A 25,899-nucleotide genomic window follows, 5' to 3' on the forward strand; every position below is an offset into this window, starting at 1 on the left:
TTAGTACCTTAGTTCGAACCAGTGTTTGGTTACGTGAGACAGTGTGTTTGGACGCCTTATGCGGCCTCGTCCTTCTTGGCGTACGCGCCGAAGACACGGGCAAGCTGCCCGGCCGGTGCGGCGGTAACCTGAGCCATACGGGAAGCCGGGGTCTGGATCATGCCAACCAGTTTCGCACGCAGCTCATCGAGCGACGGCATGGTTGCCAGAGACTTGACCCCATCCGGGTTCAGGTTGGTCGTACCAAGAGCACCGCCAAGGATCGCAAACTTCTCGTTTGCCTTGGCGAAGTCGACGGCTGCTTTCGGAGCGGCTACCGGATCGTCGGAATGGACGATGACGGTCGGGCCCTGAAACAGGTCGGAGATGTGCTCAAGGTCGGTGCCTTGAAGGGCGAGTTTCACAAGGCGGTTTTTTGCGACTTTTACAGTGCCGCCGGCTTCACGCACCGATGCCCGCAACGCGGTCATCTGTGCAACCGAAAGACCTGCATAGTGCGCGACAACAACAACACCGGTGTTACCCAGCTCGGCGTTGAGAGCCGTCACGAACTCGTGCTTTTCCGCTCTTTCCACTTGCCTTCTCCATTTGGCGGCGTTTCCGCCGCCGGTTTACCTTTGCCGCCTCGGAAGGAGGTCCCGAACCCGGAACCGCTTCTAGGCGACGCTCAGGGTCCTGTCCCCTCACCCTCACGCCTCGAAGCGCGCGGCAAGGTCTGGTTCGAACCGGGTTGCCCGCCAGTCGGCGGAGAATTCGGTTCTCACCCATCTATGCAGGCCAATAAGCTTAAGCCAGTCACCCGGCACCTGCAGTCTCGGACAGGGCAACCCGGCAGCTTGCCGCCGGGTCTATCCGGCCTTTCGGCCGAAATCTTCAAAAAATCCGGAACCCCGGATTACTCGCCAGCAACGCTTGCGAGATCAACCTTCACGCCCGGGCCCATCGTGGAGGACACGGCAATGCGCTTCAGGTAGGAGCCTTTTGCACCGGACGGCTTGGCCTTCTGAACAGCGTCGATCAGAGCCTTGACGTTCTGGGAGATCGCTTCTTCGGAGAAGGACACCTTGCCAACGCCGGCGTGAACGATACCGGCCTTCTCAACGCGGAACTGAACAGCGCCGCCCTTGGCGTCGTTGACAGCTGCGGTGACGTCCGGGGTCACGGTGCCGACCTTCGGGTTCGGCATCAGGCCGCGCGGGCCGAGAACCTTACCAAGACGGCCGACGAGCGGCATCATGTCCGGGGTCGCAATGCAGCGATCGAAGTCGATCTTGCCGCTCTGGACTTCCTGGACCAGCTCTTCCGCACCAACGATGTCGGCGCCGGCGGCCTTGGCTTCGTCAGCCTTGTCGCCACGTGCGAAGACGGCAACCTTGACGGTCTTGCCAGTGCCGTTCGGCAGAACACACACGCCGCGGACCATCTGGTCTGCGTGACGCGGGTCAACACCGAGGTTGATCGCCACTTCGACGGTTTCGTCGAACTTGGTCTTGGACCGGCCTTTGACCAGACCGATTGCCTCGTCGAGGGCATAGAGCTTGTTGCGGTCGATGCCGTCACGCGCTTCTTTGATACGCTTTCCAACCTTCGCCATGATCTTACCCCTTCACCTCAAGGCCCATCGAACGGGCGGAGCCTTCGACCATCAGCATCGCTGCATCGACGTCGTTGGCGTTCAGGTCCTTCATCTTGGCTTCTGCGATTTCCTTGACCTGGTCACGGGTCACGGAACCGACGGTGCCGCGGCCCGGGGTCTGGGACCCCTTCTGCAGCTTGGCAGCTTTCTTCAGGAAGAAGCTGACCGGAGCCGTCTTCACTTCGAACGTGAAGGACTTGTCGGAGTAGTAGGTAATCACGGTCGGGCACGGAGCACCCTTTTCAACATCCTGGGTCTGCGCGTTGAACGCCTTGCAGAATTCCATGATGTTCAGACCACGCTGACCGAGTGCCGGCCCGATGGGCGGCGACGGGGTCGCGGAACCTGCCGGCACCTGAAGCTTCAGGAAGCCTTCAATTTTCTTCGCCATGTGTCTCTCCAATCATTTGCAACCGGACGGCAATCCGGTTGCCTGGGAGGTGGTGGTCTGGCCCTTGAACGGGACCCGGCGATGAGCCCCCGAACCTTCCACCGTAGGGATCCTGACCGCGCGCTTCATGAGCGGCATGTCAGGCATTCACGCCACCCTGTCCAGGGCAGCAAACAGTCAGAGCTTGTCGACCTGACCGAATTCCAGTTCGACCGGCGTTGCGCGACCGAAGATGGACACGGCCACCTTGAGACGTGCACGCTCGTCGTCGACTTCCTCGACAAGGCCGGAGAAGGACGCGAACGGACCGTCGGAGACACGCACCTGCTCACCAACCTCGAAGCTGACGGACGGCTTCGGCCGGTCGACGCCTTCCTGCACCTGGTTGATGATGCGCATTGCCTCTTTTTCCGGGATCGGCATCGGCTTTTGATCCGCGCCCAGGAACCCGGTGACTTTCGGCGTATCCTTGATCAGGTGGAACGCCTCGTTCGTCATCTCCATCTTCACCAGGACATAGCCCGGGAAGAATTTGCGCTCCGTATCGACCTTGCGGCCACGGCGCACTTCGACGACCTTTTCCATCGGAACCAGGATTTCCTCAAACAGATCGGTCAAGCCTTTCTGTTCGGCCTTCTCGCGGATGGAATCGGCGACCTTCTTCTCGAAATTGGAATAGGCGTGCACAATGTACCAGCGCTTGGCCATGGATTTCAGTTCCGCTTCTTGTTCTTTGTCTTCAAACCGGGGAGCAGCGCAAAATCAGCTGCCGACACCCAGGATATAGCCGATCCCCCACCCCATCAGCTGGTCAGCCAACAGGAAGAAAATCGAAGCGATCAGCACCATGACGAACACCATGATGGTGGTCACAGCGGTTTCCTTGCGCGTCGGCCAGGTCACCTTGGACGTTTCGGCGCGCACTTCCTGGATGAATTTAAAGGGATTGGTCTTGGCCATTCCGATTCCGGTCTTTTAAATACGAGTGGGCGCGCGAAAATTCTTCGCGCGCCTCACTCGAGGAAACTCTTTAAGCCCTCGAGGCAAATTAATCAAGAGCTAAATGGCAGGGGCAGCAGGGTTCGAACCCGCGACCTACGGTTTTGGAGACCGTCGCTCTACCAGCTGAGCTATACCCCTTCAAGATGTCCGCCTTCAGCGAACCAGCTCCTGATACCTCCATAAGCCGCACATGGCAACACTTAGGAGGCGGGACCGCCGGGCACAAGCCCGACGGCCCGAAATCATCTTATTCGATGATGGATGCGACGACGCCGGCGCCGACGGTACGGCCACCTTCGCGGATAGCGAAGCGCAGGCCTTCTTCCATGGCGATCGGCACGATCAGCTCAACGTCAACGGAGACGTTGTCGCCCGGCATCACCATTTCCGTGCCTTCCGGCAGGGACACCACACCGGTCACGTCCGTCGTACGGAAGTAGAACTGCGGGCGGTAGTTGGTGAAGAACGGGGTGTGACGACCACCTTCTTCCTTGGTGAGGATGTAAGCCTCGGCCTTGAACTTCGTGTGCGGGGTCACAGAACCCGGCTTACACAGAACCTGGCCACGCTCAACGTCCTCGCGGCCGATGCCGCGGATCAGGGCGCCGATGTTGTCGCCTGCTTCACCGCTGTCCAGCAGCTTGCGGAACATTTCAACACCGGTAACGGTGGTCTTGGTGGTGTCCTTGATGCCGACGATCTCGACTTCTTCACCCACGTTGATCACACCGCGCTCAACACGGCCGGTCACAACGGTACCGCGGCCGGAGATCGAGAACACGTCTTCGATCGGCATCAGGAACGGCTGATCCTTCGGACGCTCAGGCGTCGGGATGTAGTCGTCGACCTGAGCCATCAGCTCACGGATCGCGTCACGGCCGATGGCCGCATCGCGGTTCTCAACGGCTGCCAGAGCAGAACCCTTGACGATCGGAATGTCGTCGCCCGGGAACTCGTAGGAAGACAGCAGCTCGCGGATTTCCATCTCAACCAGCTCAAGCAACTCTTCATCGTCGACCTGGTCGACCTTGTTCATGAAGACAACCAGAGCCGGAACGCCGACCTGACGGGCAAGCAGGATGTGCTCACGGGTCTGCGGCATCGGGCCGTCTGCGGCAGAACACACCAAGATCGCGCCGTCCATCTGGGCAGCACCGGTGATCATGTTCTTCACGTAGTCAGCGTGGCCCGGGCAGTCGACGTGGGCGTAGTGACGGTTGTCCGTCTCATACTCAACGTGTGCCGTGGAGATGGTGATGCCGCGTGCCTTTTCTTCCGGCGCGCCGTCGATCTCATCATAGGCTTTCGCTTCAGCACCACCGGCTTCAGCCAGCGTCATGGTGATTGCAGCGGTCAGCGTGGTCTTGCCGTGGTCAACGTGGCCAATCGTGCCAATGTTAACGTGCGGCTTATTGCGCTCAAACTTTTCCTTCGCCATCGGCGTCGCTCTCTGTCCAATACTCAGTTCGGTCGATACGGGTCGAGGCGGGCCGCAATCCGGCGCCTTGGACAGATCCGCGAGCGACGAACTACTTCCCGTAGAACTTTTCAGGATTTCCGGGCGAAAGAGCCTTCCGTTCCGGACACTCCGATCAGCACCCATGATGGAGCGGGTGAAGGGAATCGAACCCTCGTCGTCAGCTTGGAAGGCTGCTGCTCTACCATTGAGCTACACCCGCACAACGAGAGAACCAGGAACGATGGTGGAGGAGGTTGGATTCGAACCAACGTAGGCATAGCCAACGGATTTACAGTCCGTCCCCTTTAGCCACTCGGGCACTCCTCCATCTCGTCCTGCTTCACGCCGAAGCGATCAGGATGGCTTACCGAAGAGCCCGCCTTGAAGGGGCGAGCAATCCCGTGGCGCGTGTTATGCAGATGCGGACCTCGTGTGTCAACGCTGATTTTGCAAAGAATTGAACAAAATCATGAGGACGCTCGAAACAGCTGCTTCGAACGCAACGGAATGCTCCAGCATCCATTCCCCTCACAGTGCCTGCCAACTGCTCGAATGTCACGGTTTGCCTCAGATTTTCCCGTTGATTTGCCTCCTGTTGCCCGCACCTGTGGACAACTTTGTCACTGCCTGTTTTGCGCAAGGACGCCATGAGCTTGCCTGTCGAAGCTCGCCGGATCTGTCTCAAAAACAGGATTGTACCGGCACTCAGCCTTGCCGGGATACTGTTGTTGTTGTATCTACAACATATGAACATATCCCTTGATGACATCGACTTCCTGCATATGGGCCGCACATGCCTGGGCCACGCGGCCCGCCGCACGGCCAATCTGCTGACGCGGCATTACAACAGGCATATGGTGGAAGTCGGCCTGGAGCTCACACAGGCGCAGCTGCTGGCAGCCATCGCCGACGGCTCCGCGTCCTCCGCAGCCGAAATAGCCAGGTTCCTGGGAATCGACCGCTCCACCCTCGCCCGCAATCTCAAGCCGCTTGAGGCTGCCGGCCTGATCACCCGGCAGGAAGGCCGCGGCCGCAAGGTACTGCCTGTTCTGACACCGGCGGGTGAGAAAAAGGTCATCGAGATCCACCAGACGTGGCTGAAGGCCCAGGAAGAATTGAACACACTTCTCGGCCCGGAAGGCGCGGATGCGGTGCGCAGCCAGATGTCAGCGCTCAGAAAGGCCGTCCATATCCTGGAAGACAGGGAGGCGTCTGTCCGTCCCGCTTCTTCCGAAAAGACCACCTAGTTCCGTTTCCTTCACATCAGGATTTTTCAAAATGAGTGACACGATTACCGAAAACGGCAAGACCCACACGCTTGGCGCCCTGCCCAAGAAGGCCTTTCATGAAATGACCGGCCTCGACATCTTTGAACGCATGATGGCGGGCGAATTGCCGGCGCCGCCGATCATGGTGCATTCCAATATCCGCATGAAGGAGTTCTCCGAGGGCCGCGCCGTCTTTACCGGTCAGCCAGCGAAGGAATTTCTAAACCCGCTCGGCACGGTTCATGGCGGCTGGATCTCAACGCTGATCGACACGGCCCTGTCCTGCGCGGTCCATACCACGTTGCAGCCCGGCGAGTTCTACACAACGACGTCGCTGACGGTAAACATGGTCCGCCCGCTCCAGGCCACAAGCGGAGAAGTCATCTGCGAAGGCCGCATCGTTCACAGGGGATCGCGCCTTGCCACGTCCGAAGGCGACCTGCGCGATGCCAATGGCAAACTGATCGCCCATGGCACGGTCAGCTGCATGATCATGAAGCCGAGCTGAAGGCTCTATTGTCGGCGGCCGGATTGCGGGCCCGTTAGTGGTTCGCATTCCGGCACGCTGGGAACCGTGTTCGGTTCAAGCTACAATGAAACTGGAGGAGCATTGTTTTTCTGGAGTTTGGTGCGAAAAAGAGCGGGCATTCTGTTTGGATATTTCAGTACGATCGCAATTGTGTTTGCAGCGTGCGGCTCTTTTCCCTTCGTCATTCTATATATTCTTCTGAACGGCGATGCCTTGAGTGGATACGTTCTCGACGGGCGATATTTCGTCTGCAACCGGGATAACTGCCACGAGGTCTGGCCTTTCTTTTACAACATCTCCTGGTTTTCCGGTGTCTTCATCGTTTCATGGGCTTTGGTGGGTTTTTGCAGCCGTCTAGTCGGCGACCTTCTTCTCCGCAAATTTGCGTTCCAGAAAGGCCCTCCACTTGACGACGCCGAATAAAAGGCGCTTGCACCGAGAATGCCTTTCTGAAAGCGAGCACATGTTACTGGGTTTTACCTCGCAGAGTTAACCCCTTCCCCTCCATCGCGTTTGGGTCTAGAGCTGCGCCATGAGTGACGACAAGAAACCATTCCGCCCGGGCAACAAGCCCGCCTATCGCGGCAACAAGCGATTTGCCGGCAAGCCTGCGCCGCGCCGGCCCGGCCTGCCGCCGGAAGGACCGGTGCTGCTTTATGGTCTCCACACCGTGGAAGCGGCCTTTGCTAATTCCGACCGCAAGCGGCTGAAGCTTTATGCAACGGAAAATGCGCAGCGCCGCCTGGAAGAACGGGGCGTCAGGATCGACGTTCCGGTCGAGACCATGATGCCGCGCGCGCTTGACCGCATGGTCACCAAGGACGCCGTCCACCAGGGCATGATCCTGGAAGCCGATCCCCTGCCCGCCTATGGCGCAGAACACCTCAAGGGCGCCCGGCTGATCCTGGCCCTCGACCAGGTGACCGACCCGCATAATGTCGGCGCCATCCTGCGTTCCGCCGTTGCCCTTGATGCCGACGCGGTCGTCACCACCGAGCGCCACGCCCCGGAGGAAGGTTCCGTGCTTGCCAAGGCCGCTTCCGGCGCGCTCGACATGATCAAGCATGTGCGCGTGAAGAACATGGCCCGCTTCGTCACCGAGATGAAGGACCAGGGCTTCTCCTGCATTGCGCTCGACAGCGACGGGCCGGCGAGCCTGGAAGACACACCTTTTACCGACAAGACCGTGCTGGTGCTCGGCTCGGAAGGCAAAGGCGTGCGGCAAGGCGTGCGCGAAGCCTGTGGCCTCACCGCCCGGCTCGACATGCCCGGCGAGATCCGGTCCCTCAATGTCTCCAATGCAGCCGTGCTGTCGCTTTATGTGGCCCGTATGAAGATGGGGCTCTGAGGACCGATCGGCTTCTGCCCTTGCATGTTGCATCCCGGTTTGGCGCATGTGCGACCTAACCGGGACATTGTACGTCGTTTCACCCTGAACTGGCCGCGCATCAGCTGACTTCACTGGGCCCGGGCTGGTTTTCTGCATGCGCCTTTGATACCGGACGCAGTCTCTGCGCCCTTGTCAGACACGGTGCAAAGAGCAAACTCAGCCCCACCATCGGCGCCATGACCATCAGCGCAGTGCGAATTCCATAGGCGTCAGCCAGCGGGCCGATTGCCAGCGGCCCCACAAGGAACCCGAGCAAGGCGATGAAGGACAGGACGGCGACATTGGCAGCCGCGCTTGTTCCCGGTGCCGAAGACGCCGCGGTAACGCCAAGCGGAAAGGCGAGCGCTGCTCCGACGCCCAGAACACCAAGCCCCAGAAGGGCAACGGGCACATTCGGCGCGAGCCAGATGAGGGTCAGGCCCGTCAGGCCAATCAGGGCCAGGGCCTGCCCCAACCGTCCCGGACTTGATTTCTGGCGCAGGCGATCCCCCAGAAGCCGCGTTGAGGCAAGGCACAGCGAAAAGACCGCAATGCCCAACCCGGCAAGACCCGGATGCGCCATGAATGCATCCCGCAGATAAACCGCAGCCCAGTCGGCAACAGCGCCTTCCACCAGCGTGGTGCCGAAGGTGAAGATGCAAATGCCAAGCAAGAGGGGATGCGGCAACCGGAACCCGGACGGCTTCTCCGCGTGATCTGCTTTGGTGGGCGCGGCCGGCAAGCGCCGGATCGCCGGCAGCACCAGCGCCTGTACGACCACCGCAATGCTTATGCCTGCCAATAGAGGCTCGAGACCGATACCGGCAACAGCCGAGCCGATCAGGGTTCCGGACAGGAGACCGAAACTCCAGCACCCATGCGCCCGGCTCATCACCTTGTGGCCGGTACGCGCCTCATATTCATCGGCCAGCACGTTCAGCCCCAGCTCCAGGACCGACATGGTGCTGCCAACCAGGGCCAGCGCGGCCATCAGGGCCCACGCGTTCGGCGACAGGAACGGCAGCAACATGGCGATGAGGAACAGCGGATACCAGACAAGCGTAATGCGCTTCGCACCGAGCCAGTTCGCAAGACGCCCGGCCACGAGCAATGTCGTCAGGGTGCCGATGGGCCCGCCGATCAGCGCCAGGGCCAACGCGCTGTTGCTCAGCCCGAGCTCCGTCTGGACCCCTGGAATATGAGGCAGCCAGGCCCCGAGCGCGATCGGCTGCAGATAGAAAATCAGGCAAATCCGCTGGGATTCGGTCATGAAACTGATCCGGACACTTTCGACAAGGTGGCGAGGTGATATCCGCTTGCCGCCTGTTCTTTTCGAAAAGGATGACGACAAGGGTGAGGTGAGACACACAGACACCAGACACGGAACCTGTCGGGGAATCAAGTCCTGCGAGCCTTGTTGGGCTGACGTGGCCAAAGTGCCCTAAGGGCAGTCAGATTCTTTGATGCAAGACAGACCAATCAATCAAAAAGTTTTCCAAGCAATTTCGCAATTTAAAATTGAAACACATTCCTATTCGCGACATTCTGGGATTCAGATTGCTGTCTGATCCGGAGGACCCAGGAATGTTTCCAACAACGTTGGATCCGTCGAGCGAGATCGATTTTGAGACGGTTGCCGGTCTGGTCTTCGAAGGTTCCCCTTGTTCCATATCCTTGTCGACGGCCCGCGTAGGCGCGTTTTCCATGCGGACGGAGGCAATCGACCTGGAACCGCATGAGCGACAGCCACGCGTCCAGATGCGTCAAAGCGAAGGCATTCTTCATGTTCACATCAAGAGCTCGAACGGCGACCATGCTGACGCGTCTTGTGTTCTGGGTGTAACAGGACTTGTGCCCGAAGGTGTTTCGCTCGCGGTGCGTCAACCCGCCGGCAAGATCGACCTGAAAGGAGACTATTCCAGAATCAGGGCCGATTGCGCGCAATTGAGCCTGTCCTTGTCCGGTACTGTTCGCGAACTTGTCGTGACCGGGCAAAATGCCGCCCTCAGCATTGATGGCAGGGTCGGCGATCTCAGCGCAGATCTCAACAGTGCCTCGGCCGATCTTCGGCTCGGTGACATGCAGAAATCGGACCGGTTGCAACTGAAAGCGCGCGTGCTCGCCGCAAAGATCGGCGTGCCGCCGTCAATTCAGCTTGCACAGGACATCGACGGCAATGTACGCGCGTTCAAAAGCAGCATTCCGCACGCAGCAGATGCCGCCGCGTTGCTCCGCTTGCACAGCAGGGTGCTGTCGGGGAAAGTCTATCGGCTTTGACCGGCTTCACTTCCGGGTTGGCGGCGGACCCTTGCGGCTCTGCGCTGGCCCCTCATAGGGCGTGAAGGTCGTCAAACGCGCGACGCCGAATCCGGCGGGACAGCCATCCGTGATGTAGTCGTAATAAATCGCCCGTCCCCGAAAGGTTCGGCTTTTGTCAGCCTCGAAGAAGAGACCGTAGCAGGCCTTGTTGCAATAAAAGAGGCTGCCCTCCTGCGCCCTGATTTTTCTGGCCCGGCCATTGGTCTGAAGGATCTGCTCGCCCTGAAGCGTTCCGGTCATCACATGGCAGACGTCCCGGCCGTAGGATGTGCGCGTGCTGTCCTTGATTGCAAAACGGATCGGAATACCGGTAATTTCCTTGCCAGTCCGATCGCTCCGATGGTTCCAGCGATCCCGGGCAAAATGCTGTGGCCGCCCGGCGAGGCAATGCAGAACATCCCAGCTTGAGGTGGTTTTCACATTGTAGAAATACTGTCCGGTGGCATCCTTCATGCCACGGCAGGGATCAAGATCCTGTTCGACCGCGTTCTTCTTGTCGAACCAGCCGAGGGCCAGGATCGGAAAACCGTCCATCGCGTAGCCGATCGGTTTCTTGTCCTGGTCCACCCAGGCCGGCCCGAGGTCATCGATCAGGCATTTCGGCGCGATGTGATAATGGTAGTCATCGCCGCGGCCGGCGTGGCCGCCGCAAACATCCAGCTCACCGGCTTCAAAGGCACTCGGCCGCCGCCCCGTCTTGCGGTTCACCGGTCCCTGTGTGCTCGGGTCGAAGATCGGCACGCCATTGATGGCAACCCCGACCGGCCCGGCCTCGGTCGGCGTCGGCTGCCGCGCCAGTTCCGGTTCCAGGAGGATTTCAAACTCGTAATTGTGTTCGGCCGGAAACTGTTGATTGGTGGCGGTGATGCCACGCATCATCGGGTCTTCCGGGTCGGGCAGTCCGTGTGAATGGAACCGAGCCTTGCCACGCTCGCACGATACCCGGCTGACTTCATCGGTGTAACAGGCCTTGTCGCATTTGCAGACCTTGATCTCATGCGCACGGGCGGCCAGCGGCAGACTGCCGATCAGGGCTGCGAGAAGCCCCATCCACCGAACCAACCTGATCACATGCATTTCCAGTCCTCCCTCACGGCCGATAGGTGAGCATCGCGCAGCGACCGGACGCAGGGCAACCGGTTTTGACCGTCCTGCAGATCCGCTCTTTGGTCTCCCACCTTTCCCTTCAACATCCGGCCAGCCAGGGCCGCCATGCGGTCGGGCAGTTCCAATCCAGAGCTTTCCTGCTGAAGTCTTCGCGGGACGACACCCGTTTATCCACAGCGGCTAAGCCGTTTTGGCTGAAAAGTGAGAGACTTAGGAGAATTTCCGGAATCAGAATGCAAAAAAGTTCGCCCGGGCATGGACAAGCGTGCGCAATCTGGTAGAAGCCATTCCCGGCGCCGGTATAGCTCAGCTGGTAGAGCACGTGATTTGTAATCTCGGGGTCGCGGGTTCGAATCCTGCTGCCGGCACCATTTCCCAAAAATCCGTTCAGGTCACAGTAGATACCGGAGACAGCGTCTACGCCTTCTCTCGAGTGCCCTTGGCCCATTTGATGTTCCGGCGCCAAACCTCAGGGTCGGAGGTCCCCCTGCTGGTCAAACGAGACACGCCATTTCCCGGACACGACGGCGCCTGTCCTGACCGATTGCAAATCGGCCAGTCACGCACATTACCTGCTCTGGACGGGCCTGTTGGTGCAGATCAAAACAGGGTGTTGTTGGCAACGATGGTCCACCGGCCGGACTGCACGCGAACAAATTTCGCCTGCCGTCCCATTGTCTGTTCCGCCTCAGAAACATCATAGGAATCTTCGGCGCTGCGCAACGCCAGAGCGATTTTTCCAACCTGCTGCGCCTGAACAATGATTTCCGACTGATCGGAGTTCAATTCCAGCGTCGCGGTTCGTTTGGGCGAAAGGTTCTTGGTCTCCTTCTCGCCCGCGGTCGTGCTGTCGATGGCAAGGACGCGAATGTTCTGCAAGATGGTATCGGCAACAAGGTTCTCGTCGTCGATTTCCCGCGTCAGGATCACGTCGACCTTGTCGCCCGGGAGGATGAAACCGCCAGCCGACGTCTCCTGTTCCACCTTGACGGCAATCGCAAGCTTACCCTTGGGCAGGATCGCAGCCATATACCCCTTGTCCGTGTTGATCAGCCGTTCTGCGCGGATGGCTTCACCTGAAAAGATGTGGCCTCTTGCGATCATGCCGACAAAGCTCTTGTTGGCTTTGGAATCGTCGCTCCTGATGATCACCCCGTCGGAGATCGTATTTTCCGGCCATTCACGCCACGTGACATCGGACGCCCGCACCTTCTTGCCCATGGGAATGTCCTTCACCGCGACCAGGACACCTTTCGTGACGACCACGGGTGCTGCTACGACCACCGGAGCTGCCGGACGCTGATTGTCCATCACAAGACGGAACGCCATGAAACCTGCGCCTGCTGCGAACAGGAATACCAGTATGCGAACGATCTTCATTTTCCAGTCCAGTGCATCCAGTGGGGAAATTCCTTCTGAACCCACACTAAAATCAACACCTCAAGACAAGACTTACCGAAAGGTAAAAATTAGAATCAATAAATATAAGCAATAGAGCAAAGCTGAATTTCATTGTTTTAACAAGGAACTATTGTGTAGTCAGCTTATCAAAATAATGAAAACTTTTACGGCACGGTCGCGGCCCGGTCTTCACTTCCGGGGACTTCAGGATCCCCAGGTGTCAGGTAACGTTCCTGGGCGTTGACCACCGATTTGCCGTCCCGGTCCAGGTTGGTGTTGTACGCCCGAGGCGGAAAGGGCCTTGCGGTGTGAATGGCCATGTTGGTCTCCATCGCGTTCCCGGCGCCGAACGTGACCGTGTCGCGATGGCTCATATAGTCCGCACAGCCGGAAAGCAGGGCCGCCGGCAGCAGGGCGAAGGCCCACTTAGTTCTTCGAATAGACATAGCCAGCCTCGAGTTCCAGGTCGACAATATGACCGTATGGTCCGATCAGCCCCGCCCCTTCGCGATATTTGCGCAGCATGTCCTTGTTGACCTCCAGCAGCCCAAGCGCAAACATCTCGACATCATCGGCTGGCCGGGTTTTGTCCAGTGGAGAGGCTAGATTCTCGCTGGGATTTGCCGGGCGCACGAGGCGTGGCGTCGCCACGATGACAAGATCCGTTTCCCGCTTCTGGAAGCTTGTCGATCTGAACAGAGTGCCAAGTACAGGAACCTGTCCCAGCCAGGGGATCTGATTGATATCCCGCTGGTCAATATTGTCCAAAAGCCCGGCCATGGAGAAACTCTGGCCATCACGGAGTTCAATCACCGCTTCTGCGCGCCGGGAACGGAAACCGGGATTGCCGTTGACATTGATCGACCCGTCAATGTCGCTGACTTCGGTCATGACGCGCAGGTTGATACGGCTGTTGTCGAGGACTGTCGGGACAAATTCCAATCGTACACCAAACGGCCGGTAATCGGTGGACGTCGCCACACCGCCGGCACTTGAAGTCGCGGTCTGAATGGGCACTTCCCCGCCGACATGAAACCGGGCCGCTTCGCCGCTGATCGTGGTCAGGTTGGGTTGTGCAAGACGGCGAACAAGCCCCTTGCCTTCCAGGGCATCGATAATGGTGTCGATGCGCAACCCGGCGGTTTCAAGAACTTTCGCAACAAGCGTTCCGAAAGGCAATGCCCCCTGCTGGGCCACGCTCGCACCGGTGCCAAGAACGGCAATCAAGCTGCCGGTGTTTTCATCGACGCCAGTTTGGACCCGGGCCCCGGACGTGCTGACATTGCCGTTGTCGGACCGCCCGACCCAATTCACGCCAAGGTCTCGCCCGATCGCACGGCTGGCCTCCAGAACCCTGATTTCCAGGGCGACCTGTTGCGGTCCCCGCACGCTGAGCGCATTGATCACCGGCAACTCCGAAAACTGCTGCGCAACTTCGAGGACTTTCGTCAAATCAGTCGGACTGTTGACGCTGCCGAACAGCCTGATGCGGTTGTTGACGTTGGAAACGCGAACCTGTGCGGTTGGCGCCACCGCACGGACCGCTTGGGCAACCTCGTCGAAATTCAGCTGAACGCGAACCTCGATCACGCCCAGCAGCGTTTTCCGGTCGCTGTAAATCGAAATGTTGGTCAGTCCCGGTGACTGGCCCTGGATGTAAAGTGACTGGCTTGAAAGCGGGACAATGTCCGCAACATCGGGATCGCCGACCACAAGGTCGGAAAAGGAGCGGTTGGTCCTGACAGTTCTGGTTGTGCCCGGTTGCATCGTGATTTTCGAAACACCGCCGCCGTTGACGACCAGTGTCACCTCGTCGACCTGGGCCTGTGCCACTTGCATGGAGCAACAGCCGAACACAAGCTCCCCAGCCAAGGTGGCTGCTGTCAGGAGCAACCTGGCGCGCGGGAACCGCATGTTGCAGAAGCCTGTCAATTCTCACGTGACATGAAACCACGTCCCCTTCAAGATTTTGTTTTTATCTGCGTCAGATCAGGGACGCCTCCGCCGACTCGTTACTTCGCATCTTATAGTCCTGTCGATTAACGCCTCGTGAAACACCAAAGAAGACATTGAGTCGAAAAGTATCCTTGGGACGAATTACAAGTGTAATTCTTTACAATAGCGGGTACTTTCTCAGATTTCCCTGACACCTGCTCTTACCGGTCCACACCGTCAAAACTCTGTTGACCTGCGCCCACCGGGTGAAGCCTCTTCGCCTATGGAGCATCTCCAGTCTTTCCAGACACTCTTCGTGTCTCGTAGTTTGCAACGTTCCGAAAATTCATGATCGGCAAGCAGGCCCGTCACACTACCTCTTCATCTCGTACCTGACTTTCCCGTCTGCGGTCATGACCCTGCTGAAGAGCGCGCCCCCATCTTCCGGCGGACCACCATGCGAGATTGCCGGGCTGCTTGAAGGCTGGTTCGGGACGAACCGCTGAGAGCGCTGCCCGGACAGTTCCGGGGTCAGCAAGAGTTCCGCCGTTGCCGTTCCGAAATAGGCGCCGTCATTGCGGATCAGTGTGGCAATGCGTTCAACCGTTGACGCCGGGTCCCGGCGCCCCTTGGCAACAAGGCTGACATCGGACCTGATGGCACCCATGCGTTGCTCCATTTTTGAAAGCCTGTGTTGAACACCGTTGTTCATCAAGTCTACGCGCGCCAAGATCCGTTTCTCGAACTGCTGCAAGCCCGCGAGCTCTTCCCTGACCGCGTTCAGTTCGGCATTGAGAGACCAGGACAGAAACAGCCCGCCGAACAGCAGCAGGGCAAGTACGATGGAAACGACGTTCAGGGCGATCACGACACGGATCTGGCTCAAGCGGACATGTTCCTGTCCTGCCGGATCCTCGGCCGAAACCCCGGACCGGACCAGCCTGGACAGGCTGTGGCTCCTGACAACGGTGAAGTCCGGGGGGATCGCGCTGTGTTTCATTCATCCCCGCTTCGCAAACGACACACTGTTACCCAACAGCTGCAGATTGTTTACCGTGGTTTCATTCTTCGGATCGAGTTCGTAGGCCTTCAGAAAATAGCGACGCGCTGCCACGAGATTGCCGCGCAGAAGATAGGAATACCCGACATTGTTCAGGTACTCGGGACGGCCGGGGATCATTCCCGCAAGAACCCTGTAGCCCTGGTCTGCACTGTCGAAGCGGCCGACCATATCGGCTGACGCCGCATATCCGATCCAGGCCACCGGATCCTTGGGATACACAGCAACCGCCTTTCTGTAGATCGAATAGGCCTTGCCATAGTTTTTCGCCTTGAACTGGACCTGCGCCTGCTTCAGCAATTCGTCATCTCGATAAAAGGAGACATCTGACAGGTCGTCGTTCGTGAAGGCCTTGTCGCCATAAGTCGAAAGCTCACCCAGGCTGTCCGACTGACAGCCGCTCAGGATGATAAGCAGCGCTGCAACGAGCGGGACCTTTTGACTGAGCGACATCTACATCTACCCTGACTATTCACTCAAGACGCAAACGAAAACAGAAACTCCGCAGAATTCACAGTAATTAAATTCCACTTCATAGTAATTAATAACTATCGATCAAAAATATTAAATATTGGCAAAAAACTTTAATAGATAAAATTGCCTACAAAACATCCGTCATTATGACAATGTCGCAATCAGTCTAAATAATATCTATTTTCTACTCCAAATTGCTCCTCTTGAAATCATACACCTGTTTGAATCCGTGTAATATCAGCGCCTTGACTGATTGCCGGGTTCTGAACGGGTCAACGGCTTTATTGAGACGGGGACAGCCGGGAGAGCATAACCTGTCACCACTGCAGCGGCGTAACCTGGCCGGACATTTTGTGTTGCCGCGCCATTCCAGCGCACATGAGCGCCGCCGGAGCGCGCAGATGCAAGGAAGCACCATCCCCTGGAACGGTCTCAAGCTCGCGGCGCCTGGACAAGGTGCTCGCCAGTTCAGCATTCTCCAAAAGGCAGAAGGCAATTACGGGGTCTGAGACAACAACGGCAAAGACTAAATGAAGCCTGCCCAGCCATCGAAGACTTTGGCGGGGCTTGTTTTGCAATGCTGACAGTGACGGGCCAGTCCTCGGCCTTCTACTCCACCCCGCCCATATATTTGGCCTGGTCAATCAGCTCCTGGCACTTCTTCTCGTTGCCCGCTTTCCGCTCCTTGTTGGCTTCCTGAAGCAGCGCGCGCATCTTTTCTGCCGTGGTGATGTCGATGCCCTCGCGCTGGTGGTGATCGACCGCATGTTCCACCTTGCTGATATCCTTGCTACACTGCGTAGCGGCGGTGGTGGGGACCGCCACCAGATTGAGTGCGAAAACGGCCAAACCTGTCCGGATCAAACGATTGATGTGCATGGGGTTTCCTTTTTGCTGCTGCGGCGGCGAAGGTGCCGAAGGCGTGTGGAGTCTCCCCTTTCCTGAACTCTCTCTACATCATCCGATGGTGCAGATCCGTCATGATCCAGAGGCTGCCGCCGACCATGATGAAGATCAGAACGGCTGCAAATCCAAGAAAAAAGACATTTTCCACCGGTGTCGATTTCAGGTCGAGGTGAAGGAAATAGACAAGGTGCACGATGACCTGCATCACCGCTCCGGCAGCAATGACCGCATAGGCTGGCGGTCCGGTCAGCAGTCCGGCACCAACGACTGTGAAAGGAATGGCCGTCAGGATCACGGCCAGAACGAAACCAATGATGTAGCGGGCGGCGGGACGGTCGGCAAATCTGTGCATGGCTTTGCTCCTACATCACGCCGGGCAGGTAAACGACCGAGAAAATCCCGATCCAGACAATGTCGAGAAAATGCCAGAACAATCCCAGCCGGAAGACCCGCGAGCGCACCGGCTGAGTAAGCCCCTTGACCTGGATCTGGCCGATCATCACGACAATGCCGAGACAGCCGAAGGCGACATGGAGGCCGTGGGTGCCGATCAGCGTATAGAAGGCCGACAGGAAACCTGACACGTCAGGCCCCGCCCCCTTGGCGATCATGCCCAGGAACTCGATCAACTCCATCGCCAGGAAGCCGAGACCCAGCAGCAGCGTCACAACGAGCCAGCGCACGACATGAGCCTGATGCCCGGCCCGTTGGGCGATGGACGCAAAACCGAAGGTGAGACTGGAAATCAGCAGAAGCGCCGTTTCGCCGGCCGTGTGCCGCAGGTCGAACAGCTCGTTGGAGGTGGGGCCGGCGGCTGAGTTCTTGGACAGAACCACATAGGTTGCAAACAGCAACGCGAACAGGATCGCGTCGGTCATCAGGTAGATCCAGAACCCGAATTCCCTGGCTTCCAGCGACTTCTTCTCTTCTTCTTCCAGAACGGCTGATACGGACATCCGGCCTCTCCTCAAACCGATCCCGGCAGCGGTGCACCTGAGGCGGCCCCGCGCGGCACAAAATCACGCATGTCATGCATGTCCGCCGGCGAGATCTGCGCCAGCCTTGCCTGCTCGATCTTCGCCACCTCGGCCGCGGGCAGCACATATTCGGAATTGTCGTCCGATGCCCTGATGCCGACGCAGATCAGCGACAGAACAAAACAGAGCGCAACCAGCCACCAGATGTACCAGACAAAGGCAAAGCCAAGACCGAAGGCTAGCGCACCGAGCACCGGACCGATCCAGGTGTTTTTCGGCATGACGATGTCTTCGTAGCTTGCCGGCGGCAGATAGATTTCCCCGCGGATCTTCATGTCGTGAAACGCATCCAGATCCCGCACCTCGGGCAGAACGGCGAAGTTGTAGGGCGCGGGCGGCGACGATGTTGCCCATTCCAGTGTACGGCCGTTCCAGGGATCACCGGTGACGTCCCGGGCCGAGCCCCAGTTGCGGGCGGAGACAATCAGCTGGACCGCAATGCAGACGATGCCGATCAGCACACAGACCGCGCCCAGCGCCGCCACCACCAGGTAGGGCTGCCAGTTCGGGTCGGCATAGTGTTCCATCCGTCGGCTCATGCCCATGAAACCAAGCACGTAAAGCGGCATGAAGGCGAGATAAAAGCCAATGATCCAGAACCAGAACGAGCGCAGGCCCCATTTGACGTCAAGCTTGAAGCCGAAGGCCTTGGGGAACCAGTAGTTCATGCCGGCGAAATAGCCGAACAGCGCGCCGGGGATCAGCATGTTGTGGAAATGCGCGACCAGGAAGGTCGAGTTGTGCATCAGGTAGTCGGCGGGCGGCAGCGCCAGCAGCACGCCGGTGACACCACCAATGACGAAGGTCACCATGAAACCGATGGTGAACACCATGGACGGGTGATACTCGATCCGGCCGCGGAACATCGTGAAAAGCCAGTCGAAGATCTTCACGCCCGTTGGCACTGCGATGATCATCGTGGCGATGCCGAAGACCGCATTCACATTGGCCGAGGAGCCCATGGTGAAAAAGTGATGCAGCCAGACGGTGAAGGACAGAAGCGCGATACAGGCCGTGGCATAGACCAGCGAGGCATAGCCGAAGAGACGTTTGCGCGAGAAGGTCGCGACCACTTCGGAAAAGATGCCGAAGGCCGGCAGGATCAGGATGTAGACTTCCGGATGGCCCCAGATCCAGAGCAGATTGGCGTACATCATCATGTTGCCGCCATCGCCATTGGTGAAGAAGTGAAAGCCGAGCGTGCGATCAAGTGTCAGCTGGGCGGCAACGACGGTCAGCGCCGGAAAGGCAAAGGCGATCAGGATCGAAATACACAATGCTGTCCAGGTGAACAGCGGCATGCGCATGAAAGTCATGCCCGGACAGCGGTTCTTGACGATGGTGACGATGAAATTGATGCCTGACAGCGTCGAACCGACACCGCTGACGATCAGGGCCCAGAGCCAGTAATCGACGCCGACACCCGGGCTGTATTCAATGCCGGAATATGGCGGATAGCCGGTCCAGCCGGCTTGCGAGAACTTGCCGATCACCAGCGACACCAGCACCAGTGCGGCTCCAGCGGCGGTCATCCACAAACTGACGGAGTTCAGAAAGGGGAAGGCAACGTCGCGGGCACCAATCTGCTGCGGCACGATGATGTTGATCAGACCGGTCAAAAACGGCATCGCCACGAAGAAGATCATGATCGTGCCGTGGGAAGAGAAGATCTGTTCAAAATGCTCCGGCGGCAGATAGCCCTCGCTGTTGAGCGCAATGGCCTGCTGGGCCCGCATCATGATGGCGTCGACGAAACCGCGCACCAGCATGACCAGCGCGAGCACCACATACATGATGCCGATCCTCTTGTGATCGACGCTGGTCAGCCAGTCGGTCCACAAAACCTTCCAGGCGCGCAGGTAAGTGATCAGCAAAAACACGGCGACACCGCCGCCGACGGTTACGAGTGCACCGCCCATGGCGACCCAGGAATAGAACGGCAGGGCATCGATTGTCAGACGTCCCAGCATTATGAATCCCCCTCGCCCTCGCCATGTCCCTGATGAGCCGGCCCTGAGGCAGGCGCCGAGACTGGCGCATATTTTTTCATGATGGTCTTGAAGAGGTCTGTCTCGTAACTGCTGTAATAAGTGACCGGGTCGGCAATGCTCTGCTTGTGCAGGTCCGCATAGGTGGCCGCATCCAGCGCTGATCCGCTGTCCCCCACTTTACCGTTCCAGGCCTTGAAATCGGCCTCGCTCATGGCATGCGCCTTGAAGTGCTGGTCGGAAAAACCGTCACCGGAATACATGGTGTTGCGTCCCATGAAAACGCCCGGCTCATCGGCAATCAGATTGAGCTCGGAGCGCATGCCGGCCATGGCATAGATCTGTCCGCCGAGGGCCGGGATCATCAGCGAGTTCATCACCGTGTCGGAGGTGATCTCGATCCTGAGCGGCCGGTTGGCCGGAAATGCCAGCTCATTGACGCTGGCCGTGCCCAGTTCCGGGTAGAGAAACAGCCATTTCCAGTCGAGCGCGATGGCCTGTACCGTGAAGGCCGGGTTTTTGCCCTCCGGAACGAGTGCCTTATAGGGATCGAGCCTGTGGGTGGACTCCCAGACCAATGTGCCGATGGCAATCACGATGGCCGCCGGCACCAGCCAGACAACGGCCTCGATGGTCCAGGAGCCTTCCCAGTCGGGCGTATAGGCCGCGCCGTTTTCGCGGCGCCGATAGCGCCAGGCAAAGAAGAGCGTCAGCAGGATGGCCGGTATGGCGACAATCATCATCAGCCAGAAGGCGGTGAACAGAAGGTTCCGTTCTGCCAGGGCGATGGGGCCTTTTGGATTGAGCACCGGCGCGTCGGAAAGCGCACAGCCGGTGAGCAATAAACCGGAGGCCAACACCAGGGTCAGCCGCGCCACGCCGTAAAGCCGTCGGGAACAAAGTCCGGCAATCGCGTCCAACATGGCTCCTCCTTTTTAAGGACAGAGACAGTCAATGGATGAGCCCGACGCGTCAGAACGAAGAGACAAGGGCTCGATGAAAATCGCCGGCGGCACAACACCGCCTGAATCGGAATATGTCTTTGCGGAAAGCCTAGCCGAGCCCATCGGGCAATGAAAGACGCAAGGGCAAGAAAATCCGGGGAGCCTTGCCGGCACGGTCAGCGTCTTCCGGTTGAGCTCTAAAATTGCGCCTTGCAGGGGTGCCTTCGTCAGGATCGGACTGGACATCGCGTCTGCAATTTGAAAGATGAAACAGGACGCTATCGACCGGGTGGGAAGGATCGGGGAATGCAAAAACCGTTTAACGCAAAAGAGCATGTGGCCCATATGGAAGCCGTGATGGACGTGACCATCGAGGACAGCTGGCGGCCTGTGGTTGAAATGCACATCGCAGCCATCGAGAAGGCGGCCGAGCAGGTTCTGGACTTTCCGATGGACGCCGATATTGAAGCTGCGCCGGTCTTTGTTCCATGAGCGGAGCTGACGAAACCTTGCGCTCGTGGACAGCGACACAGACCGTCTCAGCCGTTGCCAGCGGCGAAACCAAGGCCCTCGAAGTCGCCTATGCGGCTCTGCAATCCATCGAAACGCTCAATCCCAAGGTCAATGCCTTCACGGATATTCTTTCCGAGCGGGCGCTGCTTGAAGCACGCGCGGTGGATGACGCCCTTGCCGACGGCCGGACACTGCCCTTGGCCGGCGTCCCCTATGCGGTCAAGAACCTTTATGACGTTGAAGGCCTGACCACACGTGCGGGCGCCAAGATCAACCGCGAGAATCCGCCAGCAAGTGCCGATGCAACGCTCGTCCGCAAGCTGAAAGAAGCCGGCGCAGTCCTCGTCGGTGCCACACATATGGGCGAATACGCCTATGATTTCACCGGCGAGAGCGCTCATGACGGCATCTGCCGCAACCCGCATGATCTCGGCCGCATGACAGGCGGGTCTTCCTCCGGCTCCGGCGCATCCCTCGCAGCCGGCATGGTGCCGCTCGCCATGGGCTCCGACACAAACGGCTCGATCAGGGTGCCGGCGTCCTTCTGCGGCCTGTTCGGACTGAAGCCGACTTACGGCCGTCTCAGCCGTGCCGGCACCTATCCCTTTGTCGGCAGCCTGGATCACCTGGGGCCATTGACCCGCTCGGCGGAGGACCTCGCGCTCATCTTCGATGTGTTGCAAGGCCCGGACCCGGCAGACCCGGCTCAGGCATCTCATCCGCAAATCGAAACCCATGCGCATCTGGACCAGGGCATCGACCAGCTGAGGATCGCCGTCGCAGGTGGATATTTCAGGGACAAGGCCCTCCCGGAAGCCCTGAATGCAACCGATCTGGTCGCCAAGGCCCTCGGGGCCAATCTGGAAATCGATATTCCGGAAGCCGCACGCGCACGTGCCGCGGCCTACGTGATCACCGCGGCAGAAGGCTCCAGCCTGCACTTGCAGCGGATTCGGGAACGTCCTCAGGATTTTGACCCGGAAACCCGCGACCGCTTCCTGGCCGGCACAATGGTCCCTGCCGTCTGGCTGCAACAGGCGCAGCGGTTCCGGTCCTGGTTCCGGGATCTCTTCCGCAAGATCTTCGAAAAGGTCGACATTCTTCTGGCACCGGCAACCCCCTTCCCGGCCCTTGCCTCCGGCACCAAGACTTTCACCATCAATGGAGAGACCATGCCGGCCCGGCCGAATATCGGGCTTTTCACCCAGCCGATTTCCTATATCGGCCTGCCGGCCGTCACCGTCCCGATCTGGCTTCAGGGGGCAAGGTTGCCCATTGGCGTTCAGGTGATTGCCCCGGCCTGGCGTGAAGACCTCGCCTTGCGGGTGGCGCATCATCTTGAGGTCACAGGTGTTGCCAGGGCACCCGTTGCGGATCTTGCCGGCTGACCTTCCATGGCTTCTTCTCCGCCCAGACCCAAGAACACCCTGACGCTGGTTCAGCTGCGCGCTCTGGAGGCCGTGGTGCGCACGGGTAGTTTTTCGGCCGCAGCCAAGGAGATCGGCGTTTCACAACCCTCCATCTCCAATCATGTGCAAGGCCTGGAAAGCCGGTTCAAGACCAAGCTGCTCGCCAAGGTCGGCTACAGTGTCTCCGCAACGCCCGCGCTTCAGGGTCTGTTGCCGCGTATCCGGGCCGTTCTGGCCCTGGTCGGCGATCTGGAAACAGAGCTGTCACACCACCGGGCGCTCGCCTCCGGCGAACTCCGGATCGGTTACTCGACCTATCAGCTTGCGATCCCCAGGATCTCGACCTTCATGTCCAGTCATCCGGACATTGCCATCGAAGCCCGGGCGCTTGCCACCCAGGACATTCTCGATCTTTTCGAGGAAGGCGAGATCGACATCGGCTTCATCACCGGCCGGGAAGTTCCGGCGGGCCTCGACGGCGAATTACTGGTCAAGACCCGCATCGTCATCGCCGCCCCGCCCGATCACCCGCTGGCCGCTCAAGACAAGGTCACCTGGGCTGATGTCGGCAACCTCGCGTTTTTGCAGCGCGAGGGCTCTTCGGGCACACGGAAGATCTTCGAGGCCGCCGCGACCATAGCCGGCCAGAAACCCAGGACCATTTTGGCACTCGGGTCCTGGGGGTCGATTGCCACCCTGATCCGCTCCGGTGTCGGTGTGGGAATCGCCATGGAAGCGGAAATCACGGATCGCGACGGCTGTATTGCGATCCAGATCGACGACCCGTCCCTGGTCGCCCATCATTATGTGGTCTGGCACAGGGACATGGCCAATGTCGCCGCGGTCGAGGCCTTCCGCAAAAGTCTCAGGGGTGTTTGACACTTCGGTGTCAGAGCTCAATCTATAACAAAAAGCTATACAACTGGAATATTCATCAAACTGTTATAAAAGGGACGTCATTAGGCCTCGCAAACACTCCCGTCGAGGAAACCGCAATGACCATCAAATCCCTTCTCCTGTCCGGCGCTGCGCTGGCCGTCATGGCCTCGCCCGCACTGGCCAACTGCCCTCCTGTCACCGTTGCCGACATGCAGGGTCTCACCGCCGACTATCCGCAGCAGTTCGAACTGGCCGAGTTCCAGGAAAAGGCCTCCTGCGCCGTTGCCTTCACAGAAAACCCGGCGATCAATGACCTGAACGGCAAGATCCTCGGCAACGAGGCCCTGCCGGCCGTCGCCGAACGTCTTCCGGCCGAGCCGCTGGTTGTGGCCCCTTACGAAAAGATCGGTACCTATGGCGGCGTCCTGACCGGCCTGTCCAAGGGCACCGAATCCGGCACGTCCGACCTTTTGTCTGTCCGTCACGTCAACTTCGTGCGCTATGCCGACGACTTGCAGACCGTCGTCCCGAATGTTGCCAAGGGTTGGGCCTGGAACGACGACTACACTGAGCTGACCATCACCCTGCGAGACGGCCACAAGTGGTCCGATGGCGAGCCCTTCACCGCTGAAGACGTCGCCTTCTGGTACAACGACATCATCCTGAACCCGGATGTCTACGAAAAGACCCCGGGCCGCTGGCTGTTCGCGGGCGAACCGGTCAATGTCGAAGCTGTTGATCCGCTCACCGTCAAGTTCACTTTCCCGGTTCCGACCCCGGGCATCCTGAACCGGTTTGCCGTCGATTATGGCCAACCGTTCCAGCCGAAACATTTCCTCGGCCAGTTCATGCCGAAATACAATGAAAACGCCGAAACGCTCGCCAAGGAACACGGTTTTGAAAACGCGGCAGCAGCCGTCGATTTCTACTATGGCGGCTCCGACTGGAAAGACGTTCCGTCTCCGCTTCTGAAAGACGCCGACAAGGCTGCCAAGATCGGCCGTGCCGTCGTGCCGACGCTGGAAAGCCACATCGTCGTGGAAGAAAGCGCGGAAGGCCGCAAACTGGTTGCCAACCCCTATTTCCACATGGTCGACACCGCCGGCAACCAGCTGCCTTACATCTCCGAAATCTCCGAGACCTATATCGGCGACAAGGAAGTGCAGAACCTGAAGATCATGAACGGCGAAGTGGTCTGGAAACAGCAGGCCGTCTTCCTCGAAGACTTCCCGCTCCTGAAGGAAAACGAAGGCAAGGGTAACTACACCGTCTCCTTCGCGCCGACCTTCGGTGAGAACGTGTTCTTCTCCTTCAACCGGACCCACAAGGACCCGGTCCTGGCGGAACTCTTCTCCGACATCCGCTTCAACCGCGCCATGTCGATTGCCATGAACCGCGGCGAGATCAACGAGATCGTCTATCTCGGTCAGGGCACACCGATGCAGGGCGTCCCGGCAGAACCGAAGACCGTGTCCTTCATCTCCGAAGAGATGCTCAACAAGGACATCGCCTACGATCTCGACGGCGCCAAGGCACTTCTCGCCGAAATGGGTCTGAAGGATGCCGATGGTGACGGCACGCTTGAGCGCCCGGACGGCAAGCCGCTGGTGGTTCGCCTCGTCTATTCCACGCAAGGTGTTCCGGTGAAGATGATGGAACTGGTGCGCGACTACTGGTCCGCTGCCGGCGTCCGCATCGACCTGAAGGAAGTCACCTCCGACGAATATCGTGCGGCCGGCAACAACAACGACCTGGACGTGACCACCTGGAAGTATGACGGCAATGCCGGTCCGACCATTTCCCAGGATGTCACGGTGTTCATTCCGCCGTTTGGTGACTATTTCAACCCGGGCAACGGCTTCGAATGGGCCGCCTGGAAAGAAACCGACGGCACGCAGGGCACCGAGCCGCCGGCTGATATCCAGAAGCTCTGGGATCTGTCGGAAAAGTTCATCCAGGTCGAAATGGGTTCTGAGGAAAGCAACAGGCTGGGTGCGGAAATCGCCCAGATCCATGTCGACAACATGCTGAAAATCGGCACCGTCGGCGACATTGTTGCCCCGTTCATGTTCCGCAACGACCTGAAGAACGTGAAGCCGATCAAGGCCAAGACCTACGACTTCTACTGGGTCTATCCGTACCGTCCGCAGCAGTGGTCTCTGGAACAGTAAGTCATTGACTTAAGGCCGGGGCGGCAGGGCTGCCCCGGCTCACCACACTTTCCCTTGTCATCCCTGCGCAGGCAGGGATCCAGTAAACACCGGCCTTATTGG

The 25,899-nt window shown here is 58.9% G+C and carries 28 protein-coding genes and 4 tRNA genes; 11 read left to right on the top strand and 21 right to left on the bottom strand.

Going from position 1 to position 25,899, the window contains the following annotated elements:
• Positions 1–56: 56 nt before the first annotated feature.
• The 9 genes from rplJ to ACO6TG_RS02665 form a co-directional block, all read right to left on the bottom strand.
• A complete protein-coding gene (gene rplJ / locus ACO6TG_RS02625) occupies positions 57–575 on the bottom strand; it encodes a 50S ribosomal protein L10 (RefSeq protein ID WP_422376731.1) in 519 nt (172 codons plus the stop codon).
• 320 nt (positions 576–895) lie between these two features.
• Positions 896–1,594, bottom strand: a complete 699-nt coding sequence (rplA, locus tag ACO6TG_RS02630; protein WP_422376732.1) for a 50S ribosomal protein L1 — start codon at positions 1,592–1,594, stop codon at positions 896–898.
• A 4-nt stretch (positions 1,595–1,598) separates the two neighbouring features.
• The gene (gene rplK, locus ACO6TG_RS02635; protein ID WP_094071112.1) at positions 1,599–2,027 is read right to left on the bottom strand and encodes a 50S ribosomal protein L11; all 429 of its coding nucleotides are present in this window, start codon (positions 2,025–2,027) and stop codon (positions 1,599–1,601) included.
• 177 nt (positions 2,028–2,204) lie between these two features.
• The gene (gene nusG / locus ACO6TG_RS02640; RefSeq protein ID WP_094071113.1) at positions 2,205–2,735 is read right to left on the bottom strand and encodes a transcription termination/antitermination protein NusG; all 531 of its coding nucleotides are present in this window, start codon (positions 2,733–2,735) and stop codon (positions 2,205–2,207) included.
• A 54-nt stretch (positions 2,736–2,789) separates the two neighbouring features.
• Positions 2,790–2,987 carry a preprotein translocase subunit SecE gene (gene secE / locus ACO6TG_RS02645; protein WP_422376733.1) on the bottom strand — a complete coding sequence of 66 codons (198 nt, stop codon included), beginning with the start codon at positions 2,985–2,987 and terminating at the stop codon, positions 2,790–2,792.
• Positions 2,988–3,091: 104 nt separating this feature from the next.
• Positions 3,092–3,167: transfer RNA gene (locus ACO6TG_RS02650), tRNA-Trp, on the bottom strand.
• Positions 3,168–3,276: 109 nt separating this feature from the next.
• Complete coding sequence (gene tuf, locus ACO6TG_RS02655; RefSeq protein WP_422376726.1) at positions 3,277–4,467, bottom strand: elongation factor Tu; 1,191 nt, start codon at positions 4,465–4,467, stop codon at positions 3,277–3,279.
• Positions 4,468–4,634: 167 nt separating this feature from the next.
• Positions 4,635–4,708 (bottom strand) — tRNA-Gly (locus ACO6TG_RS02660).
• 22 nt (positions 4,709–4,730) lie between these two features.
• A tRNA-Tyr gene (locus ACO6TG_RS02665) sits at positions 4,731–4,815 on the bottom strand.
• Positions 4,816–5,234: 419 nt separating this feature from the next.
• Here ACO6TG_RS02665 and ACO6TG_RS02670 point away from each other — a divergent pair.
• The 4 genes from ACO6TG_RS02670 (at position 5,235) to ACO6TG_RS02685 (ending at position 7,633) form a co-directional block, all read left to right on the top strand.
• Complete coding sequence (locus ACO6TG_RS02670; RefSeq protein WP_422376734.1) at positions 5,235–5,735, top strand: MarR family winged helix-turn-helix transcriptional regulator; 501 nt, start codon at positions 5,235–5,237, stop codon at positions 5,733–5,735.
• A 31-nt stretch (positions 5,736–5,766) separates the two neighbouring features.
• Complete coding sequence (locus ACO6TG_RS02675) at positions 5,767–6,264, top strand: PaaI family thioesterase (protein ID WP_422376735.1); 498 nt, start codon at positions 5,767–5,769, stop codon at positions 6,262–6,264.
• 102 nt (positions 6,265–6,366) lie between these two features.
• The gene (locus tag ACO6TG_RS02680; RefSeq protein WP_422376736.1) at positions 6,367–6,708 is read left to right on the top strand and encodes a hypothetical protein; all 342 of its coding nucleotides are present in this window, start codon (positions 6,367–6,369) and stop codon (positions 6,706–6,708) included.
• Between the two features lie 109 nt (positions 6,709–6,817).
• Entirely contained in the window at positions 6,818–7,633 is an 816-nt protein-coding gene (locus ACO6TG_RS02685; protein ID WP_422376737.1) for a TrmH family RNA methyltransferase, read from the top strand.
• 100 nt (positions 7,634–7,733) lie between these two features.
• On the opposite strand, the gene ACO6TG_RS02690 is transcribed toward ACO6TG_RS02685, so the two are convergent.
• Positions 7,734–8,924 (bottom strand): MFS transporter, encoded by a 1,191-nt coding sequence (locus tag ACO6TG_RS02690; protein WP_422376738.1) that lies wholly within the window; start codon positions 8,922–8,924, stop codon positions 7,734–7,736.
• A 314-nt stretch (positions 8,925–9,238) separates the two neighbouring features.
• Between ACO6TG_RS02690 and ACO6TG_RS02695 the strand changes: the two genes are divergently transcribed.
• Positions 9,239–9,931, top strand: coding sequence for a hypothetical protein (locus tag ACO6TG_RS02695; RefSeq protein ID WP_422376739.1), 693 nt, complete (start codon positions 9,239–9,241; stop codon positions 9,929–9,931).
• 6 nt (positions 9,932–9,937) lie between these two features.
• Here ACO6TG_RS02695 and ACO6TG_RS02700 read toward each other — a convergent pair whose 3' ends face one another.
• Positions 9,938–11,044, bottom strand: a complete 1,107-nt coding sequence (locus ACO6TG_RS02700) for a YHYH protein (RefSeq protein WP_422376740.1) — start codon at positions 11,042–11,044, stop codon at positions 9,938–9,940.
• Positions 11,045–11,375: 331 nt separating this feature from the next.
• On the opposite strand from ACO6TG_RS02700, the gene ACO6TG_RS02705 reads away from it, so the two are divergent.
• Positions 11,376–11,451: transfer RNA gene (locus ACO6TG_RS02705), tRNA-Thr, on the top strand.
• 229 nt (positions 11,452–11,680) lie between these two features.
• Here the strand turns inward: ACO6TG_RS02705 and cpaB are convergent.
• From cpaB to cyoA, 10 genes are all read right to left on the bottom strand, one after another.
• Positions 11,681–12,460, bottom strand: coding sequence for a Flp pilus assembly protein CpaB (cpaB, locus tag ACO6TG_RS02710; RefSeq protein ID WP_422376741.1), 780 nt, complete (start codon positions 12,458–12,460; stop codon positions 11,681–11,683).
• Positions 12,461–12,645: 185 nt separating this feature from the next.
• Positions 12,646–12,927, bottom strand: a complete 282-nt coding sequence (locus tag ACO6TG_RS02715; protein WP_422376742.1) for a hypothetical protein — start codon at positions 12,925–12,927, stop codon at positions 12,646–12,648.
• Entirely contained in the window at positions 12,908–14,395 is a 1,488-nt protein-coding gene (locus ACO6TG_RS02720; RefSeq protein ID WP_422376743.1) for a type II and III secretion system protein family protein, read from the bottom strand. The genes ACO6TG_RS02715 and ACO6TG_RS02720 overlap by 20 nt, the downstream gene beginning before the upstream one ends.
• A 394-nt stretch (positions 14,396–14,789) precedes the next feature.
• A complete protein-coding gene (locus tag ACO6TG_RS02725; protein WP_422376744.1) occupies positions 14,790–15,416 on the bottom strand; it encodes a hypothetical protein in 627 nt (208 codons plus the stop codon).
• Positions 15,417–15,929 carry a tetratricopeptide repeat protein gene (locus tag ACO6TG_RS02730; protein ID WP_422376745.1) on the bottom strand — a complete coding sequence of 171 codons (513 nt, stop codon included), beginning with the start codon at positions 15,927–15,929 and terminating at the stop codon, positions 15,417–15,419.
• A gap of 630 nt (positions 15,930–16,559) precedes the next feature.
• Complete coding sequence (locus tag ACO6TG_RS02735; RefSeq protein ID WP_422376746.1) at positions 16,560–16,829, bottom strand: hypothetical protein; 270 nt, start codon at positions 16,827–16,829, stop codon at positions 16,560–16,562.
• A gap of 73 nt (positions 16,830–16,902) precedes the next feature.
• On the bottom strand, positions 16,903–17,208 hold the full coding sequence (gene cyoD, locus ACO6TG_RS02740; RefSeq protein ID WP_422376747.1) for a cytochrome o ubiquinol oxidase subunit IV: 306 nt from the start codon (positions 17,206–17,208) through the stop codon (positions 16,903–16,905).
• A 10-nt stretch (positions 17,209–17,218) separates the two neighbouring features.
• Positions 17,219–17,812 carry a cytochrome o ubiquinol oxidase subunit III gene (gene cyoC, locus ACO6TG_RS02745; protein WP_422376748.1) on the bottom strand — a complete coding sequence of 198 codons (594 nt, stop codon included), beginning with the start codon at positions 17,810–17,812 and terminating at the stop codon, positions 17,219–17,221.
• An 11-nt stretch (positions 17,813–17,823) separates the two neighbouring features.
• On the bottom strand, positions 17,824–19,863 hold the full coding sequence (gene cyoB / locus ACO6TG_RS02750; protein WP_422376749.1) for a cytochrome o ubiquinol oxidase subunit I: 2,040 nt from the start codon (positions 19,861–19,863) through the stop codon (positions 17,824–17,826).
• Positions 19,863–20,804: a ubiquinol oxidase subunit II gene (gene cyoA / locus ACO6TG_RS02755; protein WP_422376750.1), complete on the bottom strand. Its 942-nt coding sequence runs from the start codon at positions 20,802–20,804 to the stop codon at positions 19,863–19,865. The genes cyoB and cyoA overlap by 1 nt, the downstream gene beginning before the upstream one ends.
• A gap of 31 nt (positions 20,805–20,835) precedes the next feature.
• Between cyoA and ACO6TG_RS02760 the strand changes: the two genes are divergently transcribed.
• The 5 genes from ACO6TG_RS02760 to ACO6TG_RS02780 all read left to right on the top strand — a co-directional run bounded on the left by ACO6TG_RS02760 (position 20,836) and on the right by ACO6TG_RS02780 (position 25,797).
• The gene (locus tag ACO6TG_RS02760; protein WP_422376751.1) at positions 20,836–20,958 is read left to right on the top strand and encodes a hypothetical protein; all 123 of its coding nucleotides are present in this window, start codon (positions 20,836–20,838) and stop codon (positions 20,956–20,958) included.
• A gap of 173 nt (positions 20,959–21,131) precedes the next feature.
• Positions 21,132–21,317: a DUF4089 domain-containing protein gene (locus ACO6TG_RS02765; RefSeq protein WP_422376752.1), complete on the top strand. Its 186-nt coding sequence runs from the start codon at positions 21,132–21,134 to the stop codon at positions 21,315–21,317.
• On the top strand, positions 21,314–22,726 hold the full coding sequence (locus ACO6TG_RS02770; protein ID WP_422376753.1) for an AtzE family amidohydrolase: 1,413 nt from the start codon (positions 21,314–21,316) through the stop codon (positions 22,724–22,726). Before ACO6TG_RS02765 ends, ACO6TG_RS02770 begins: the two co-directional genes overlap by 4 nt.
• 6 nt (positions 22,727–22,732) lie before the next feature.
• A complete protein-coding gene (locus ACO6TG_RS02775; RefSeq protein ID WP_422376754.1) occupies positions 22,733–23,626 on the top strand; it encodes a LysR family transcriptional regulator in 894 nt (297 codons plus the stop codon).
• Positions 23,627–23,742: 116 nt separating this feature from the next.
• Complete coding sequence (locus ACO6TG_RS02780; protein WP_422376755.1) at positions 23,743–25,797, top strand: ABC transporter substrate-binding protein; 2,055 nt, start codon at positions 23,743–23,745, stop codon at positions 25,795–25,797.
• Positions 25,798–25,899 lie beyond the last annotated feature (102 nt).

Origin of the sequence: Roseibium sp., from assembly GCF_965233565.1 — a bacterium.
Classification (GTDB): Bacteria; Pseudomonadota; Alphaproteobacteria; order Rhizobiales; family Stappiaceae; genus Roseibium.